Here is a 16,365-nt window from a genome sequence, read left to right as displayed (position 1 = left end):
GTCGCTCCGTTTCAGTCTTCAGTCAGTTCGCCGCGCAAATTCTGCTGCATTCTGGCACGGATTTGTTCGGCAGAGAGTTCCTGGCTAAGTAAAAAGTGCAGCTTGGTCAGCGCGGCCTCTACAGTCAGGTCAAATCCACTGATAACGCCAGCATGTTCCAGCGCATTGCCCGTCGCGTATCCGCCCATATTTACCTTGCCTGAAATACACTGGGTAAGGTTGACCACCACAATACCACGCTCGCTGGCCTGCTGGAGTTCTGCCAGAAATTCCTTGTTCTGCGGCGCATTGCCCACACCATAAGAACGCAGGATGAGCGCTTTCACCGGCTGTCGCAGGAAGTTACGCACTACGTCGGCAGAAATTCCCGGATAGATGGTGACCACACCAATGGGCTGAGGCGTGATGGTGTGGACTTTAAGTTCACCCTGACCGGATGGGGCCGGTGGCGTATTGAGTCGGCGAATATGAATGCCCGCTTCCAGCAGGGCAGACAGGTTTGGCGAAGCAAAGGCGTTAAAGCCATCGGCATGGGCCTTGGTGGTACGGTTACCGCGGTACAGCGTGTTGTTGAAAAACAGCGACACTTCACTGATCGGGTAGTTGGCCGCCACATAAAGAGAATTTAACAGATTCTGCTGACCATCAGAGCGCAGCTCTGCCAGAGGAATCTGCGATCCGGTAACAATGACCGGCTTAGCCAGATTTTCCAGCATAAATGAGAGCGCTGAAGCGGTAAACGCCATGGTGTCTGTGCCATGCAGAATCACAAAACCATCATAGCGATCGTAGTTTTGTCGGATATCGTTGGCGATAAACTGCCAGTCTTCCGGGGTCATGTCGGAAGAGTCGATCAGGGGCTGATATTCATGAATGGTGAAATCAGGCATTTCGGGGCGGTGGAACTCCGGCATGTTTGCCAGCTGCTGCTGCAGGTGTCCGGAGACCGGAATGTAACCCTGCGCCGAGCGCTGCATGCCGATTGTCCCGCCAGTGTAGGCTACGTAGATGTTTTTCTTTTGCATTAGAGAACTCAGGCTCGCCATAAAACGCGCAGTATAAGGGGAATAGCGGGGAAAAGCAGCCCGACCAGCGGCCGGGCTGCGAGGTTTATCGCACTTCGCCGCAGTTCAGGCAGAAGGCGTAACGGTTCTGAGGATCGTTCTGCTTATCGAACAGACCCGGCTGGGCTTTCATCGCACTCATGACATCCAGCATGGGGGCTGGCAGCCAGGCTTTCAGCGTGTCCGGCAATACCGCCTGCACAGAGGCGCTCATCTGACTCAGCATCATATCCAGGAAGCCGGGCTCATCCTGATACCAGCTCAGCTGTGGCTTGCTCACTTTCGCCAGATCGCCTGCCTTCTTCACGGCGTCATCGAAGTCACCCAGCGCATCAACCAGACCATTGGCTTTTGCGTCGCTGCCGGTCCAGACATGGCCCTGCGCTATCGCATCAATCTGCTCTGGCGTTTTGTGACGCGACTTCGCTACCAGATCCACAAAGTTGCGGTAACCATTCTCAATGGTCAGCTGCATCATCTGCTGAACTTCCACTGGCAACGCTTTGGTGGTGGAAATATCCGCCAGCGGGGAGGTCGCGACACCATCCGTGTGCACGCCAATGCTGTCCAGACTGTTCTCCAGCGTATTGATCACGCCGAAGATACCAATCGATCCGGTCAGGGTGCTGGGGTTCGCCACAATGTAGCTGGCAGGGGTTGAGATCCAGTAACCGCCGGATGCCGCCATGCCGCCCATAGAGACCACGATCGGCTTGCCTGCTGCCTGGGCCGCAGCCAGCTCTTCACGAATTGCTTCAGAAGCCGTTACGCTGCCACCGGGGCTGTTCACCCGAAGAATGATCGCTTTGATTTTGGGATCGAGACGCGCATCGCGGATCTGCGCCGCCGTGGTGTCGCCGCCGACGTTGCCAGGGGTCTCTTCGCCATCCATGATGGCACCGCTGGCCATCACTACCGCAATGTTCCCATCCTGCTGTGCAGAGGCAGGTTTCACGCTGTAGTCATAAATGCTGACGCTACGATAATCGTTGCTCTGTTTATCCAGACCAAAGGTTTTCACCAGCTCCTCATCGGCAGCTGCCCGGGAACCCAGCGCATCGACCAGTTTATTATCCAGCGCATATTGCGCGGTATCGCCTTTCACCGCATTTAATCCGGCAATAATTGCCGCTGCGCCCGGAAAGAGTTGCTCCGGGGTGATCTGGCGATTCGCCGCCACGGTATTCAGATAGTTCTGCCACAGCTGACCAACCCAGCGGCTGTCAGCATCACGCGCTGCTGGCGACATATCGTCACGCAGGAACGGCTCGACCGCTGACTTATAGGTCCCGACACGGAAGACGTGCGAGGTGACTTTCAGCTTATCCAGCAGGGTTTTGTAATAAAGCCCGTTGGTGGCGAAACCATGCAGGTCCACCGTGCCCTGTGGCGACAGGTAGATTTTGGTGGCATAACTGGCAAGGTAATACTGCGCCTGGCTGTAGCTGTCACCCAGGGCAAAAATTGGCTTGCCGCTGTCGCGGAATTCACGCAGCGCTTTACCCACATATTGCAGCGAAGGCTGATCGCCACCGGCAAATTCACGTAAATCGAGCACCATGCCTTTGATGTTGCTGTCGCCTTTTGCCTGGCGAATCGCGTCGACCACATCAAACAGCGAATTTTCCTGCAAGCGGTCACTGCTGGCACCCAGCAGCTGACGGCCAATTTTACTCAGACGGTTACTCACTGATGGTTTATCAACCAGTACGCCACTGAGATCAACTTTCAGTGCGCCTTGCTGAATGGGCGCTGAACTGCCGCCCGAACCGCTGACCTGCAGCCAGATCCCCACACCCACCACAATCAACAAAATCAGGAAAATATTCAGAATAAATTCCCTGATAAAATTCAGCACCCGCCAGCTCCAGCGGAACAAACCTGCAATTATTCGCCACAATGTGCGCATCAGACTCTCCATAAATATGTAGCAGGAAGTGGCCGCCGCGCGGACCAGACTTCCCCGACGAGCTCATCCTAAAGAGCGCCGTGTTAAAAGTCAGCAGGAAATCACCGCGCACTGTTACAAAAAATCTGCCTGTGCCAGGATAATGGCAACACTACTGAGATCGGGAGAGAAACATGGACGCACTGGAGTTACTGGTCAATCGACGTTCGGCCTCACGCCTGACTGAGCCAGCACCAGCGGGTGACGCACTGGAAAATATCCTGCGGGCTGGCATGCGCGCCCCGGATCACGGCACGCTGCAACCCTGGCGCTTTATTATTGTCGAAAATGAGGGACGCGACCGGATGAGTCAGCTGCTTGAGCAGGCGGCACGCGACAAACAGCTGGATGAAAAGGCGATTAACAAAGCAAGCCAGTCACCTTTTCGCGCACCGATGATCATTACGGTGGTGGCCTATTGCGAAGAGCATCACAAAGTGCCGCGCTGGGAACAGATCGCCTCGGCGAGCTGTGCTGTAATGGCGATGCAGATGGCGGCTTTGGCTCAGGGTTACAACGGTATCTGGCGCAGCGGTCCCTGGACCGATGACGCGCGGGTTCGTCAGGGTTTTGGCTGCCGTGAGCAGGATGCGATTGTCGGTTTTCTCTATCTGGGCACCCCGCAACTGAAATCCAGCACTACGGTGCTCCCGCCTGACACTGCACCTTTCGTCCGCTATTTCTGATCGGCCTGTCGGGTTCCGGCAGGGTCTGTTTCAGCCCTGCCGTTTGCACGGTTCCTGTGCGAACGATAGCTCTCACCGTGCATCACGCTTACGCCCGAAGCCCTGCCAGGCTAACATAGCCCGTAAGATTCAAACCGACAGCGAACAACCGGTTATCACTGTGTTCCCCTGATGTTAAGGATTACCTGATTCAATGCGTTTGTTTATTGCGGAAAAACCGAGCCTTGGGCGTGCTATCGCGGATGTGCTGCCAAAACCGCATCGACGCGGTGATGGATTTATTGCCTGCGGCAACGATCAAATCGTTACCTGGTGCGTGGGACATCTTCTGGAGCAGGCGCAGCCCGACAGCTATGACAGCCGTTATGCACGCTGGTCGCTGGCCGATCTGCCGATCATCCCGGAAAAATGGCAGCTGAAACCGCGTCCGTCGGTCGCAAAGCAGCTGAAAGTGGTTGAGGGTTTGCTGGCGCAGGCGAGCGAAGTGGTGCATGCCGGTGACCCGGATCGGGAAGGGCAGTTGCTGGTGGATGAAGTGCTGGACTACCTGAACCTGCCGGCTGAGAAACGCAGCAAAGTGCAGCGCTGTCTGATCAACGATCTTAACCCTCAGGCCGTGGATCGTGCCGTAAACCGTCTGCGTGAGAACCGCGAATTTATCCCGCTGTGCGTCTCTGCGCTGGCCCGCGCCCGTGCTGACTGGCTTTATGGCATTAACATGACCCGTGCCTGGACGCTGCTGGGACGCAATGCGGGCTACGATGGTGTGCTGTCAGTGGGCCGGGTGCAGACGCCGGTGCTGGGACTGGTGGTGCGGCGCGATGAAGAGATTGAAAACTTCGTGCCGAAAGATTACTTCGAAGTTAAAGCGCATATCCTTACGCCTGATGGTGCCAGATTTGTTGCCAGCTGGATCCCCAGCGAAGCCTGTGAGCCGTGGCAGGATGAAGAGGGTCGTCTGCTCAAACGTGCGCTGGCCGATCATGTGGTGGCGCGTATCACCGGTCAGCCCGCCATTGTCACGGCCTACAGCGACAAGCGCGAAAATGAGGTAGCTCCGCTGCCTTTTTCCCTGTCCAGCCTGCAGATTGAAGCTGCAAAACGTTATGGCATGAGTGCCCAGACGGTGCTGGATACCTGTCAGCGGCTCTATGAAACCCATAAACTGATTACCTATCCGCGTTCCGACAGCCGCTATCTGCCTGAAGAACATTTTGCCGGGCGTCATGCGGTGTTAAACGCGATACAGGCGCATCAGCCGCAACTCACGCCACCGTCAGATTTCAGTGCCGATCGCAGAAATCGCTGCTGGGATGATAAAAAAGTCGATGCTCACCACGCCATTATTCCAACGGCCCGAAGCAGTGCTGTAAAGCTCAGTGAGAGCGAGCAGCATATTTATGAGCTGGTGGCACGTCAGTATCTGATGCAGTTCTGCCCGGATTCTGTTTTCCGTAAATGTGTCATCGATCTTGATATCGCTGGCGGAAAATTTGTGGCGAAAGCGCGCTTCCTGGCCGAGGCGGGCTGGCGCGCGCTGCTGGGGAGCAAAGAGCGGGATGAAGAGAATGACGGCATGCCGCTGCCGGTGGTGGCGAAAGGGGATGCGCTGTTGTGTGAGCGTGGCGAGGTGCTGGCGAAGCAGACTCAGCCGCCACGCCCGTTTACCGATGCCACCATTCTTTCTGCGATGACTGGCATCGCCCGGTTCGTTCAGGATAAAGAATTAAAGAAAGTGCTGCGTGCGACCGATGGTTTAGGAACGGAAGCCACACGCGCCGGCATTATCGAATTACTGTTTCGTCGTGGTTTCCTGGTGAAAAAGGGCCGCTATATCAACGCGACTGATGCCGGACGCGCCCTGATTCACTCGTTGCCCGATCTGGCGGCCCGGCCGGATATGACCGCGCAGTGGGAATCGACACTGACGCGCATCAGCGAAAAGGCCTGCCGCTATGATGAGTTTATGCAGCCACTGGTGCAGACCTTAACCGGGCTGATCCAGCAGGCGCGACAGCAGCCTGCGGCGCATGCATTTCGGGGATTACCGTCCACCGGTCAGAAACGTCCGGTGCGCAAAACCAGGCGTAAAGTGAAGGAGACGGAATGAGGCGTTATTCAGTATTACTGGTCATGGCTCTTATGCTTGTGACCAGCGCAGTGCAGGCCAACAGTCGTTATCAGTCGATGCCACAGGGCAACAGCGGTGTGAATACCGATGTGGTGGTGGATATGCCGCCGGAAGCCTGGACGCAGGCAGAGGGACGTCAGCCAGATTGTCTTCGCTGCTGTATTTTTGAGAACCGCAATTACACCGAAGGCGCGGTGGTGAAATCGGAAGGGGTGCTGCTGCAATGCGCCCGCGATGAACACGCCATTGGCACCAACAACCTGATCTGGAAAATAGTGAAATAGCCGTCGCGTGGCGCTCAGCCACGCGACCATTAATCAAAAGCGGAAGGTTGACCAGATAGGGGCGTGGTCAGAAGGTTTCTCCATGCCCCGGATCTCATAATCAATGCCGCTCTCAACGCAGTGTGACGCCAGGGTTTTGCTTGCCAGCACCAGATCGATGCGCAACCCGCGATTATCATCAAACCCTTTCGAGCGGTAGTCGAACCAGGAGAAGCGGTCTGCAACGTCCGGATTGTGCTCACGCCAGGTATCAACCAGACCCCAGCCCAGCAGGCGATCCATCCACTCGCGCTCTTCCGGCAGGAAGGAACATTTGCCGGTGCGCAGCCAGCGCTTGCGGCTGTCCTCACCAATCCCGATATCTAAATCGGTACTGCTGATATTCATGTCGCCCATAATCAGAACCGGCTTATCAGCAGGCAGATCCTCGGTCAGCATACGCTGCAGATCGCGATAGAACTTCTCTTTAGCCGGAAACTTGGTGGGGTGGTCGCGGCTTTCGCCCTGCGGAAAATAGCCGTTTATCACCGTAATGTCGCCAATCGGGCTGGGGATTTCCGCCATGATCAGGCGGCGCTGGGACGTTTCGTCATCACCCGGAAAGCCCCGGCTGACTGACACGGGCTGGGCTTTGGTTAACAACGCTACGCCGTAGTGGCCTTTCTGCCCATGATAGAAGACGTGATAGCCAAGCGCTGACACCTCTTCCAGTGGGAACATGTCGTCATGGACCTTCGTTTCCTGCAGACCGATCACATCGGGCTGATGCTGTTCGACAAGCGCCTGAAGCTGATGCGGGCGGGCACGCAACCCATTGATGTTAAATGAAACAAATTTCATGAGATCGACCATTGTTCAGCTAATAATGGGCGAAGATGGTAGCGATTTTTGGTGAAAAAGTCATGGCAGAACAGGCTGAGTTTGTGCGAAAGCGGGTAACAACGTAAGGCGGTGCAGGGCAGAACAGGAAGCTAAGGCGTTTTTTGGGTTTGATGCAGTATGCAAGGATGGTGGTGGGAGAAGGATTATTCGGCGCGTTGCGCCTCACCCTGCGGGCCGCGCTGAAGCGCGTTGTCTCGCAATGCCCGACCCGAACCTTGATCGAAGGTTCTCATTCCTCTCCCCGCAGAACAGGAAGCTTTGATATTTGTTTGGGACTGACTGCGACATGCAAGAATGGTGGTGGGAGAAGGATTATTCGGCGCGTTGCGCTTCACCCTGCGGGCCGCGCTGAAGCGCGTTGTCTCGCAATGCTCGACCCGAACCTTGATCGAAGGTTCTCATCCCTCTCCCCGCAGAATCAGGAAGCTAAGGACGTTTATTTTTGGGGTTATGTGCAGAATGCAAGGATGGTGGTGGGAGAAGGATTCGAACCTTCGAAGTCTGTGACGGCAGATTTACAGTCTGCTCCCTTTGGCCGCTCGGGAATCCCACCAGGGATAATGAAGTGGCTTAAGAGAATTCAGATTCAGATGGTGGTGGGAGAAGGATTCGAACCTTCGAAGTCTGTGACGGCAGATTTACAGTCTGCTCCCTTTGGCCGCTCGGGAATCCCACCTTGGCCTGAATCTTTCTCTCTTAAAGCGGGGCGCATCATACCAAATGCGATAAGGGTGTAAAGCGCCCGCTGGCAAAAGCCCAACTGTTTGCCCACTTTTTACGCGTAGCGCTGAATCTGCAAGCAATTCAGCGCACTGGCTGATTAAAGAATAATCGTGCGGTTGCCGTAAACGAACACGCGCTGTCCCAGAACTTTATACAATGCGTTGCTCAGGACATTCTTTTCTACATCGCGACCCGCACGCATCATCTCATCAGCGGTGTAGCTGTGATCGACATTAATCACATCCTGCATGATGATTGGGCCTTCATCGAGATTGTCATTCACATAGTGCGCAGTGGCACCGATGATCTTCACCCCACGCTCGTAAGCCTGATGGTAAGGACGGGCACCGATAAAGGCGGGCAGGAACGAGTGGTGAATATTGATAATCTGATTAGGGTAACGCTGCACGAAAGCAGGCGTCAAAACGCGCATGTACTTTGCGAGCACCACGTAATCGGGCTGATAGCGGTCAATCTCTTCCACCATGCGGTTATCGTGCTCTTCACGCGTCAACCCCTCGTGACTGACCAGCACAAACGGAATGTCAAAACGTTCAACCAGCGAACGCAGGGTATCGTGGTTACCCACAACCGCTGCAATTTCCATATCTAGGCCGCCGAACGCGCTCTTCATTAACAGATCGCCCAGGCAGTGTGCCTCTTTGGTGACCAGAATCACCACGCGACGACGACCGGCGCTGTGCAGTTCACGCACTGAACCCTGTGGCAGGGCGCTGTCGAGGTCAGCAAGCAGGGTATTGTCGTTGAAAATCCCTTCCAGCTCGGTGCGCATGAAAAAACGCCCGGTGCGATGATCAACAAACTCATTGTTCTGCACGATATTAAGTTCGTGCTTGTAACAAATATTGGTGATTTTGGCGATCAGACCTTTTGCATCGGGACAAATGGTTCGTAAAACTTTTCTTTGCATGGTTTGCGCTTGCATCTCAATCAGAGTCCTGTCAAAGCATTAGGGTGTAAACCGCTGGGGCAGCCATTAGCTTAACCACAACATTTTTTGAATTTTTTGCCAGTGCCGCAGGGGCAGGGATCGTTACGCCCCACGGACGGGACTGTACCGTCAACATAGTACCAGCGTTGATCCTCGCGAAGAAAGCGTGAACACTCATGAATGGCCTGTATGTTGGTTTTCTCGCGGTATCGCGCAAAAAAGGTAACGAAAGCTTCGTTCTCATGGCTTCCATGATTACAACGGGTTACATTCAGGCTCAGCCATTCGGTGCCCGAAAAACTTTCAGATAAAAGCCCTGACAGCCCCGGATGACGCTTCTCAGGATGCCAGGTCGCAACCAGATAGTCCGCATTATGCTTAACATAGGCGCTATAACGGGAGCGCATAAGTTGTTCAGCTGTAACAGGAATCAGGTTGCCCTGGAGAAAGGGCCCGCAACATACGCTATACTGCTCTCCGCTACAACATGGGCAGGTTTCTGACACATTGTCTCCCGGGAATAATGAGTCGATTTCACAAGCGCGCTATGTTAGCTGACCCCACGTTGTGACGCTACGTATTGACGGCAGGACCAGATACAAATGAGAAAGGTAAAAATTGGATTGGCTCTGGGTTCTGGAGCGGCCAAGGGATGGGCACACATCGGCGTGATTAACGCCCTGGAGCGCGCAGGCATTGAGATTGATGTCGTTGCAGGCTGCTCAGTCGGCGCGCTGGTCGGGTCTGCCTATGTGAACAACCGTCTGCCACTGATGGAAAAATGGGTCAGTGCCTTTCGCTACTGGGATGTGATTCGCCTGATGGATGTCTCATGGCAGCGTGGCGGGTTATTACGGGGCGAAAGGGTGTTTAACCATGTCCGTCAGCTGATCCCCAATGATGCAATAGAGCACTGTGATAAACCCTTTGGCGTGGTGGCAACCAACCTCAGTACCGGGCGTGAGCTCTGGCTGACGGAGGGCGATCTGCATCAGGCGGTCCGCGCTTCCTGCAGTATGCCAGGTTTATTACCGCCGGTGGGCTACAATGGGTATTGGCTGGTGGATGGTGCTGTGGTTAACCCGGTGCCGATTTCACTGACCCGCGCCCTGGGCGCGGACATTGTTATCGCCGTTGACTTACAGCATGACGCACATTTAATGCAGCAGGATCTCTTTTCCGTTACACCTCAGAACAGCGAAGAAGAAGCTGCCGCAGCGGCACTGAGTTGGGGTGGCAAGCTGCGACAGCGCCTGGTGAATTTCACCCAGCGCCGTGCATCTCAGTCACCTGGGGCAATGGAGATTATGTCTACCTCTATTCAGGTGCTGGAGAATCGCCTTAAGCGAAACCGAATGGCAGGCGATCCGCCCGATGTATTGATACAGCCGGTCTGTCCGCAAATTTCGACGCTGGACTTTCATCGTGCTGAAGAGGCTATTCAGGCAGGCAGGACCGCCGTAGAGAAGAAAATGTATGAACTATTACCACTGGTCCGTGGCAGATAATCAGGTTGTTCATTCAAAACGGTGACTTCGGGCAATTCTGAAAGGCGCAACTGCGTTTTATGAACCACTATTGAAATATCTGGTACGCAGGGGGAAAGAATGGAAAAACCACTACTCGGCAAAAAGATTCTCATTGTCGAAGATGAGGCTGTTTTCCGTTCGTTGCTGGACCAATTTTTGTTATCGATGGGTGCTGTGACGTTACAAGCGGAAGACGGTCTGGAAGCAATTGCACAACTACAACAGCATGCTGTCGACCTGATTATCTGCGATCTGGAAATGCCCCGTATGAGTGGTATCCAGTTCGTAGAGCATATTCGTACCCGCGGCAACGTCGTGCCGATACTCATCGTCTCGGCCACCGAGAACATGTCCGATATCGCACATGTACTGCGTCTTGGGGTGCAGGATGTGCTGCTTAAGCCGCTCAAAAACTTCGAACGCTTCCGCGAAGCGGTTTATGAGTGTCTCTATCCCTCAATGTTTACCTCAAAAGTGGAAGAGGATGAGCAGCTGTTCCAGGACTGGGATGCGCTGGTTCGCGATCCAAAAGCCGCCGCCAAACTGCTTAAACAACTCCAGCCGCCGGTACAGCAGACCATTGCAAACTGCCGGATTAATTACCGCCAGCTGACGATGGCCGAGCAGCCCGGGCTGGTGCTTGATATCGCGGCACTCTCCGATAAAGATCTGGCATTTTACTGTCTTGACGTAACGCGCGCCGGTGACAACGGCGTGCTGGCGGCACTGCTGCTGCGGGCGCTGTTCAATGGCCTGTTGCAGGAGCAGCTTACCGGCCAGAAACAGCGTCTGCCGGAGCTGAACGGACTGCTCAGACAGGTCAATCTGTTGCTGCGTCAGGCGAACCTGAGCGGTCAGTTCCCGCTGCTGGTGGGTTACTATCATCGCGGTTTAAAAAATCTGATTCTGGTTTCGGCCGGATTAAACGCCACACTGCATGTTCAGGCTCATCAGATTCAGCTCAGTAATGGTGTCCCCCTTGGCACTATGGGCAGCACCCATCTAAATCAAATCAGTCAGCGCGCAGACAACTGGCAGTGCCATGTCTGGGGCGCGGGCGGTCGCATCCGGTTGATGCTTTCAACAGAAGAATAAGTGCTGACAACAGGGAGGTTCTGGCGCTGAGTACAGGGCCAGCATTTAGCTTTACAGTTGGGTAATAGTCTTAATTTCGACGGTTTAGTCCCTTCCAGGATAAATCCGTTCGATACTAACTGATATACTCATTTCCGATTTTAAACCGACATATCAAGTATTAACTTGAACGGCCTATAAGAGAGGTATCTTAATGTCTGCCAATAATACCAAAGTAAAAAAAGCGGTAATCCCGGTAGCGGGTTTGGGTACGCGTATGCTCCCGGCTACCAAAGCGATTCCAAAAGAGATGTTACCGCTGGTTGATAAGCCGTTAATCCAGTATGTCGTTAACGAGTGTATCGCTGCTGGCATCAACGAAATTGTGCTGGTAACGCATTCATCAAAAAATGCCATCGAAAACCACTTTGATACCAGCTTCGAACTGGAATCAATGCTGGAAAAACGCGTTAAGCGTCAGCTGCTGGATGAAATCCAGTCAATCTGCCCGCCGCACGTCACCATCATGCAGGTTCGTCAGGGCATCGCTAAAGGTCTGGGTCACGCCGTTATGTGTGCACACCCACTGATCGGTGATGAGCCATTTGCCGTTATCCTGCCAGACGTCATCATCGACGAATATGAATCAAACCCAACCAAAGATAACCTGGCAGAGATGCTGAGCCGTTATGAAGAGTCTGGCCGCAGCCAGATCATGGTTGAGCCGGTTGCCGATGTTACCGCTTACGGTGTTGTCGACTTCCAGGGTGCAGAACTGAACCCAGGCGACAGCGCACCAATGGTGGGTGTGGTTGAGAAGCCTAAAGCGACAGAAGCGCCATCAAATCTGGCCGTAGTCGGTCGTTACGTTCTCTCTTCTGACATCTGGCCATTGCTGGCTAAAACCCCTCCAGGCGCAGGCGGCGAAGTTCAGCTGACTGACTCCATTGCAATGCTGATGGAAAAAGAGACTGTAGAAGCCTATCACCTGAAAGGCGTGAGCCACGACTGTGGTAACAAACTGGGCTACATGCAGGCTTTCGTTGAGTACGGTGTTCGTCATCCGGTATTGGGCAAAGATTTTTCTGAATGGCTCGATGGCGCAGTTGGCAACAAAAAGTAATTCATAAACACAGGATAACTCGATGAAAGTCACTGTATTTGGTATCGGCTATGTCGGTCTGGTTCAGGCTGCGGTGTTAGCCGAAGTCGGACATGACGTTCTCTGCATTGATGTCGACGAAAACAAAGTCGAAAATCTGAAAAAAGGCATCATCCCTATTTTCGAACCAGGTTTAACCCCGCTGGTAATGTCTAATTACGAAGCGGGCCGTCTGAAGTTCAGCACAGATGCTGCACTGGGCGTAAACCATGGTGTTATGCAGTTTATTGCAGTCGGTACTCCACCAGATGAAGACGGCTCAGCCGATCTGAAATATGTGACCGCCGTAGCGCGCACCATTGCGCAGCATATGAACGATCACAAAGTGGTTATCGACAAATCAACCGTTCCGGTTGGCACAGCAGACAAAGTTCGTGCAGTAATGACGGAAACGCTGAAAGCGCGTGATGCCAGCATCAGCTTCGACGTGGTTTCAAATCCGGAATTCCTGAAAGAGGGTGCTGCAGTTAATGACTGTATGCGTCCGGAGCGTATCGTTGTCGGCACCGACAACGACGACGTAGTAGAACTGTTACGCGAGCTCTATGAGCCGTTTAACCGCAATCACGATCGCATGATCATGATGGATATCCGCAGCGCAGAGCTGACCAAGTATGCAGCAAACTGCATGCTGGCCACTAAAATCAGCTTCATGAACGAGATGTCTAATCTGGCTGAACGTTTAGGCGCGGATATTGAGAAAGTACGGCAGGGTATCGGTTCTGATCCCCGCATTGGCTACCATTTCATCTATCCAGGCTGCGGTTACGGCGGCTCCTGCTTCCCGAAAGATGTGCAGGCGTTAATTCGTACTGCTGAGTCTATCGGTTATCAGCCACGTCTTCTGCAGGCCGTAGAAGATGTGAATGACAATCAGAAAAACAAGCTGCCGACCTTTATCAAGCGTCATTTTGGTGACGATCTGAAAGGTAAAACGTTTGCACTCTGGGGCCTGTCATTTAAGCCTAACACTGACGACATGCGTGAAGCCTCCAGCCGTGTGCTGATGGAAACGCTGTGGGAAGCTGGCGCATCGGTTCAGGCGTTTGACCCGGAAGCAATGGATGAAGCGCAGCGCATCTACGGTCACCGCAGCGATCTTAAGCTGATGGGAACCAAAGAAGCGGCACTGCAGGGCGCAGACGGTCTGGTCATCTGTACGGAGTGGCAAAACTTCCGTGCACCTGACTTCGACGTAATCAAAAATGCACTGAAAGAAGCCGTGATTTTTGATGGTCGTAACCTGTATGATCCAGAGCGTATCAGCAAACGCGGTTTCGTTTATTATGCAATCGGCCGCGGAGCGTCTATTCAAACTGCATAATTAACGAGGGATTTATGAACTTTCTGGTCACCGGCGCCGCAGGCTTTATTGGTTTTCATGTCAGTCAGCGTCTGCTGGCCGCCGGTCACCAGGTTGTCGGTATCGACAACCTGAATGATTATTACGACGTAAATCTCAAGCAGGCCCGTCTCGATTTAATTAAAGCTGAATCTGGTTTTACTTTTATTGAGATGGATCTGGCGGACCGTGACGCAATAGCGTCACTGTTCGGCCAGCACAAATTTCAGCGCGTCATCCACCTTGGCGCTCAGGCTGGCGTCCGCTATTCCATTGAAAATCCGCATGCCTATGCAGATTCCAATCTCATTGGTCACCTCAATATTCTTGAAGGGTGCCGCCATCATAAAATTGAACATCTGCTTTATGCGTCATCCAGTTCAGTTTATGGCCTGAATCGCAAAATGCCGTTTTCTACCGAAGACAGCGTTGATCATCCGGTTTCTTTATATGCGGCAACGAAGAAAGCCAACGAGTTAATGTCACACACTTACTCCCATCTTTATCAGTTACCGACGACCGGATTGCGCTTCTTTACCGTCTATGGTCCGTGGGGCCGCCCGGATATGGCCCTGTTCAAATTCACCCGTGCAATGCTTGCCGGTGAGGCCATCGATGTTTATAACCAGGGCCAGATGAAACGCGACTTCACCTATATTGACGATATTGCTGAGGCGATTGTTCGTCTGCAGGATGTCATTCCGCAGCGGGATGATAACTGGACAGTTGAAACCGGTTCACCGGCAACCAGCTCAGCACCGTATCGGGTTTATAATATCGGCAACAGTCAGCCTGTTACGCTGATGCGCTATATTGAAGCGATTGAAAAAGCACTGGGTATCACTGCGAAAAAGAATCTGATGCCAATGCAGCCCGGTGATGTACTGGAAACCAGTGCAGATACCGAAGCGCTGTTTAACGCGATTGGTTATAAACCGCAGACCGGGGTGGACGAGGGCGTTAAAAACTTCGTTGACTGGTACCGCGATTTTTACCGCGTCTGATTAAAAGAAAAAGGAAGCTCCGGCTTCCTTTTTTTTATGCGGCATCAGGTTACGCTTTAAGCAGCGAAGCGGCATGTATTACAGTAAAAAATCGTCCAGCGTTTTACCCTGTTCGTCCAGCGCTTTTTTTATCACCGCAGGTGTCCTTCCCTGACCCGTCCAGGTTCTGGACTCGCCTTTTTCATCGGTGTAACCATATTTGGCCGGGCGCACTGAGCGTTTCCCTTTTGCTGCAGTTCGTGTGGTAACCGTCAGTGTATTAATCAGTTCATTCGGGTCGATTCCATCGGCCAGCAGCATTTCACGATACTGATTAAGCTTACGCGTGCGTTCTTCATTTTCTGCCTGAAAATGCGACTCTTCTTCGCGGCGCTCTTTTACCACCACGTCCAGTTTCTCCAGCATCTCTTCCAGTGTTTCGACGGAATACTCTCTGGCCTGGGCGCGCAGCGTACGGATATTATTAAGAACTTTTAGTGCTTCGCTCATTGTCCTGGTCTCTGAATAAGGGAAAAGTTGTGTTGCCCGCTAATAGTAGTGGTGACATTAAATAAGTTCAATCATAAAAAATATTCAGAGGGTGATTATCCGCGTAATTAAAAAATATTCGCAGTCAGACATTCACGGTCAGGCCGAATAAAAAATAATTTCGCCCGGCCTGATATACAATAAATTTAATGTATTTAGGTCAGTAACAAAAATGTCATTCCTTTTGGTGCGGGTAAAATAAGTAAAACTTATCCAGCGTGAAACGCAGATAACCGGCTTCCTGCGATGCGTGAGGATGTATAACAGGCCTGCCGCTACGGTTTATTTGCCGCAACACCGCACCGTATTGCCCGCGCTTTGTGTTAATATGCGCGCCATTCCGTTAAGTCCTGATGAAGATACGCGCTATGGCTCAACTCTATTTTTATTACTCTGCCATGAATGCAGGGAAATCGACCGCACTGCTGCAATCCTCCTATAACTATCAGGAGCGCGGCATGCGTTCACTGGTCTATACCGCTGAAATTGATAACCGGTTTGGTGCCGGGCAGGTGAGTTCCCGTATCGGACTCTCGTCGCCTGCCATGCTGTACAACGCCGAAACCTCACTCTACCAGGACATTGCCGCCGAGCACGCCGCGCAGCCTGTTCATTGCGTACTGGTTGATGAGAGTCAGTTTCTGACCCGCGAGCAGGTTAAAGCGCTCTCTGATGTCGTGGATAATCTGGATATACCGGTGCTCTGCTATGGCCTGAGAACCGATTTTCGCGGGGAACTGTTTACAGGCAGCCAGTATCTGCTGGCATGGGCAGATAAGCTGGTTGAACTTAAAACCATTTGTCACTGTGGCCGCAAGGCCAGCATGGTGCTGCGACTGGATAGTGAGGGTAAACCTTTCAGTGAGGGCGAGCAGGTGGTTATAGGCGGCAACGAACGGTATATCTCCGTGTGCCGTAAGCATTATAAACAGGCCATAGAGCAGGGGTCGTTGCAGGCGATTCACGGTGCGCAGACGCCGCTGAACTGACCGCGTAATTCAGCCAATAAAAAACCCGCCGTGGCGGGTTTTTTTATCAGAAAGTCAGACGCAGACT

The 16,365-nt window shown here is 53.1% G+C and carries 15 protein-coding genes, 2 tRNA genes and 2 other RNA genes; 9 read left to right on the top strand and 10 right to left on the bottom strand.

All coding sequences use genetic code 11. From position 1 onward, the window contains the following. Positions 1 to 11 precede the first annotated feature (11 nt). Positions 12 to 1,025, bottom strand: coding sequence for an asparaginase (gene ansA / locus N5J69_RS02235; protein ID WP_279767793.1), 1,014 nt, complete (start codon positions 1,023 to 1,025; stop codon positions 12 to 14). 85 nt (positions 1,026 to 1,110) lie between these two features. Further along, on the bottom strand, positions 1,111 to 2,973 hold the full coding sequence (sppA, locus tag N5J69_RS02230) for a signal peptide peptidase SppA (protein WP_279767792.1): 1,863 nt from the start codon (positions 2,971 to 2,973) through the stop codon (positions 1,111 to 1,113). 173 nt (positions 2,974 to 3,146) lie between these two features. Here sppA and N5J69_RS02225 point away from each other — a divergent pair, with 173 nt between their 5' ends. The 3 genes from N5J69_RS02225 to N5J69_RS02215 all read left to right on the top strand — a co-directional run bounded on the left by N5J69_RS02225 (position 3,147) and on the right by N5J69_RS02215 (position 6,113). Then, positions 3,147 to 3,698, top strand: a complete 552-nt coding sequence (locus N5J69_RS02225; RefSeq protein WP_279767791.1) for an NAD(P)H nitroreductase — start codon at positions 3,147 to 3,149, stop codon at positions 3,696 to 3,698. A gap of 193 nt (positions 3,699 to 3,891) precedes the next feature. Further along, complete coding sequence (locus tag N5J69_RS02220) at positions 3,892 to 5,808, top strand: DNA topoisomerase III (protein ID WP_279767790.1); 1,917 nt, start codon at positions 3,892 to 3,894, stop codon at positions 5,806 to 5,808. Beyond that, positions 5,805 to 6,113, top strand: a complete 309-nt coding sequence (locus tag N5J69_RS02215) for a DUF1496 domain-containing protein (RefSeq protein ID WP_279767789.1) — start codon at positions 5,805 to 5,807, stop codon at positions 6,111 to 6,113. The genes N5J69_RS02220 and N5J69_RS02215 overlap by 4 nt, the downstream gene beginning before the upstream one ends. 33 nt (positions 6,114 to 6,146) lie before the next feature. Here N5J69_RS02215 and xthA read toward each other — a convergent pair whose 3' ends face one another. From xthA to N5J69_RS02180, 7 genes are all read right to left on the bottom strand, one after another. Continuing rightward, positions 6,147 to 6,953, bottom strand: a complete 807-nt coding sequence (gene xthA / locus N5J69_RS02210; RefSeq protein WP_279767788.1) for an exodeoxyribonuclease III — start codon at positions 6,951 to 6,953, stop codon at positions 6,147 to 6,149. A gap of 168 nt (positions 6,954 to 7,121) precedes the next feature. Beyond that, positions 7,122 to 7,249: non-coding RNA, RtT sRNA (locus N5J69_RS02205), on the bottom strand. Between the two features lie 41 nt (positions 7,250 to 7,290). Beyond that, a non-coding RNA gene (locus tag N5J69_RS02200) (RtT sRNA) lies at positions 7,291 to 7,418 on the bottom strand. 45 nt (positions 7,419 to 7,463) lie between these two features. Further along, positions 7,464 to 7,548: transfer RNA gene (locus N5J69_RS02195), tRNA-Tyr, on the bottom strand. A 38-nt stretch (positions 7,549 to 7,586) separates the two neighbouring features. Then, positions 7,587 to 7,671 (bottom strand) — tRNA-Tyr (locus tag N5J69_RS02190). A gap of 144 nt (positions 7,672 to 7,815) precedes the next feature. Next, positions 7,816 to 8,664, bottom strand: coding sequence for a formyltetrahydrofolate deformylase (gene purU / locus N5J69_RS02185; RefSeq protein WP_003852258.1), 849 nt, complete (start codon positions 8,662 to 8,664; stop codon positions 7,816 to 7,818). A 56-nt stretch (positions 8,665 to 8,720) separates the two neighbouring features. Continuing rightward, on the bottom strand, positions 8,721 to 9,176 hold the full coding sequence (locus tag N5J69_RS02180; protein WP_279767787.1) for a YchJ family protein: 456 nt from the start codon (positions 9,174 to 9,176) through the stop codon (positions 8,721 to 8,723). Positions 9,177 to 9,272: 96 nt separating this feature from the next. Between N5J69_RS02180 and rssA the strand changes: the two genes are divergently transcribed. From rssA to N5J69_RS02155, 5 genes are all read left to right on the top strand, one after another. Continuing rightward, positions 9,273 to 10,178 carry a patatin-like phospholipase RssA gene (gene rssA / locus N5J69_RS02175; protein WP_279767786.1) on the top strand — a complete coding sequence of 302 codons (906 nt, stop codon included), beginning with the start codon at positions 9,273 to 9,275 and terminating at the stop codon, positions 10,176 to 10,178. A gap of 99 nt (positions 10,179 to 10,277) precedes the next feature. Next, positions 10,278 to 11,294 carry a two-component system response regulator RssB gene (gene rssB, locus N5J69_RS02170; RefSeq protein ID WP_279767785.1) on the top strand — a complete coding sequence of 339 codons (1,017 nt, stop codon included), beginning with the start codon at positions 10,278 to 10,280 and terminating at the stop codon, positions 11,292 to 11,294. A gap of 193 nt (positions 11,295 to 11,487) precedes the next feature. Continuing rightward, positions 11,488 to 12,396, top strand: coding sequence for a UTP--glucose-1-phosphate uridylyltransferase GalU (gene galU / locus N5J69_RS02165; RefSeq protein ID WP_279767784.1), 909 nt, complete (start codon positions 11,488 to 11,490; stop codon positions 12,394 to 12,396). A 22-nt stretch (positions 12,397 to 12,418) separates the two neighbouring features. Next, positions 12,419 to 13,759 (top strand): UDP-glucose/GDP-mannose dehydrogenase family protein, encoded by a 1,341-nt coding sequence (locus N5J69_RS02160; protein ID WP_279767782.1) that lies wholly within the window; start codon positions 12,419 to 12,421, stop codon positions 13,757 to 13,759. A 14-nt stretch (positions 13,760 to 13,773) separates the two neighbouring features. Further along, positions 13,774 to 14,781 (top strand): NAD-dependent epimerase, encoded by a 1,008-nt coding sequence (locus tag N5J69_RS02155; RefSeq protein ID WP_279767781.1) that lies wholly within the window; start codon positions 13,774 to 13,776, stop codon positions 14,779 to 14,781. Between the two features lie 78 nt (positions 14,782 to 14,859). Here the strand turns inward: N5J69_RS02155 and hns are convergent, their stop codons facing one another. Next, positions 14,860 to 15,270 (bottom strand): histone-like nucleoid-structuring protein H-NS, encoded by a 411-nt coding sequence (gene hns / locus N5J69_RS02150; protein WP_279767780.1) that lies wholly within the window; start codon positions 15,268 to 15,270, stop codon positions 14,860 to 14,862. Positions 15,271 to 15,677: 407 nt separating this feature from the next. Between hns and tdk the strand changes: the two genes are divergently transcribed. Further along, the gene (tdk, locus tag N5J69_RS02145) at positions 15,678 to 16,298 is read left to right on the top strand and encodes a thymidine kinase (RefSeq protein WP_279767779.1); all 621 of its coding nucleotides are present in this window, start codon (positions 15,678 to 15,680) and stop codon (positions 16,296 to 16,298) included. The last annotated feature ends 67 nt before the right edge of the window (positions 16,299 to 16,365 follow it).

Origin of the sequence: Pantoea sp. GD03673 (assembly GCF_029844725.1) — a bacterium.
Classification (GTDB): Bacteria; Pseudomonadota; Gammaproteobacteria; order Enterobacterales; family Enterobacteriaceae; genus Pantoea.
The sequence above is the reverse complement of the archived record's forward strand: the minus strand, read 5'-3'. Positions and strand labels throughout refer to the sequence as shown.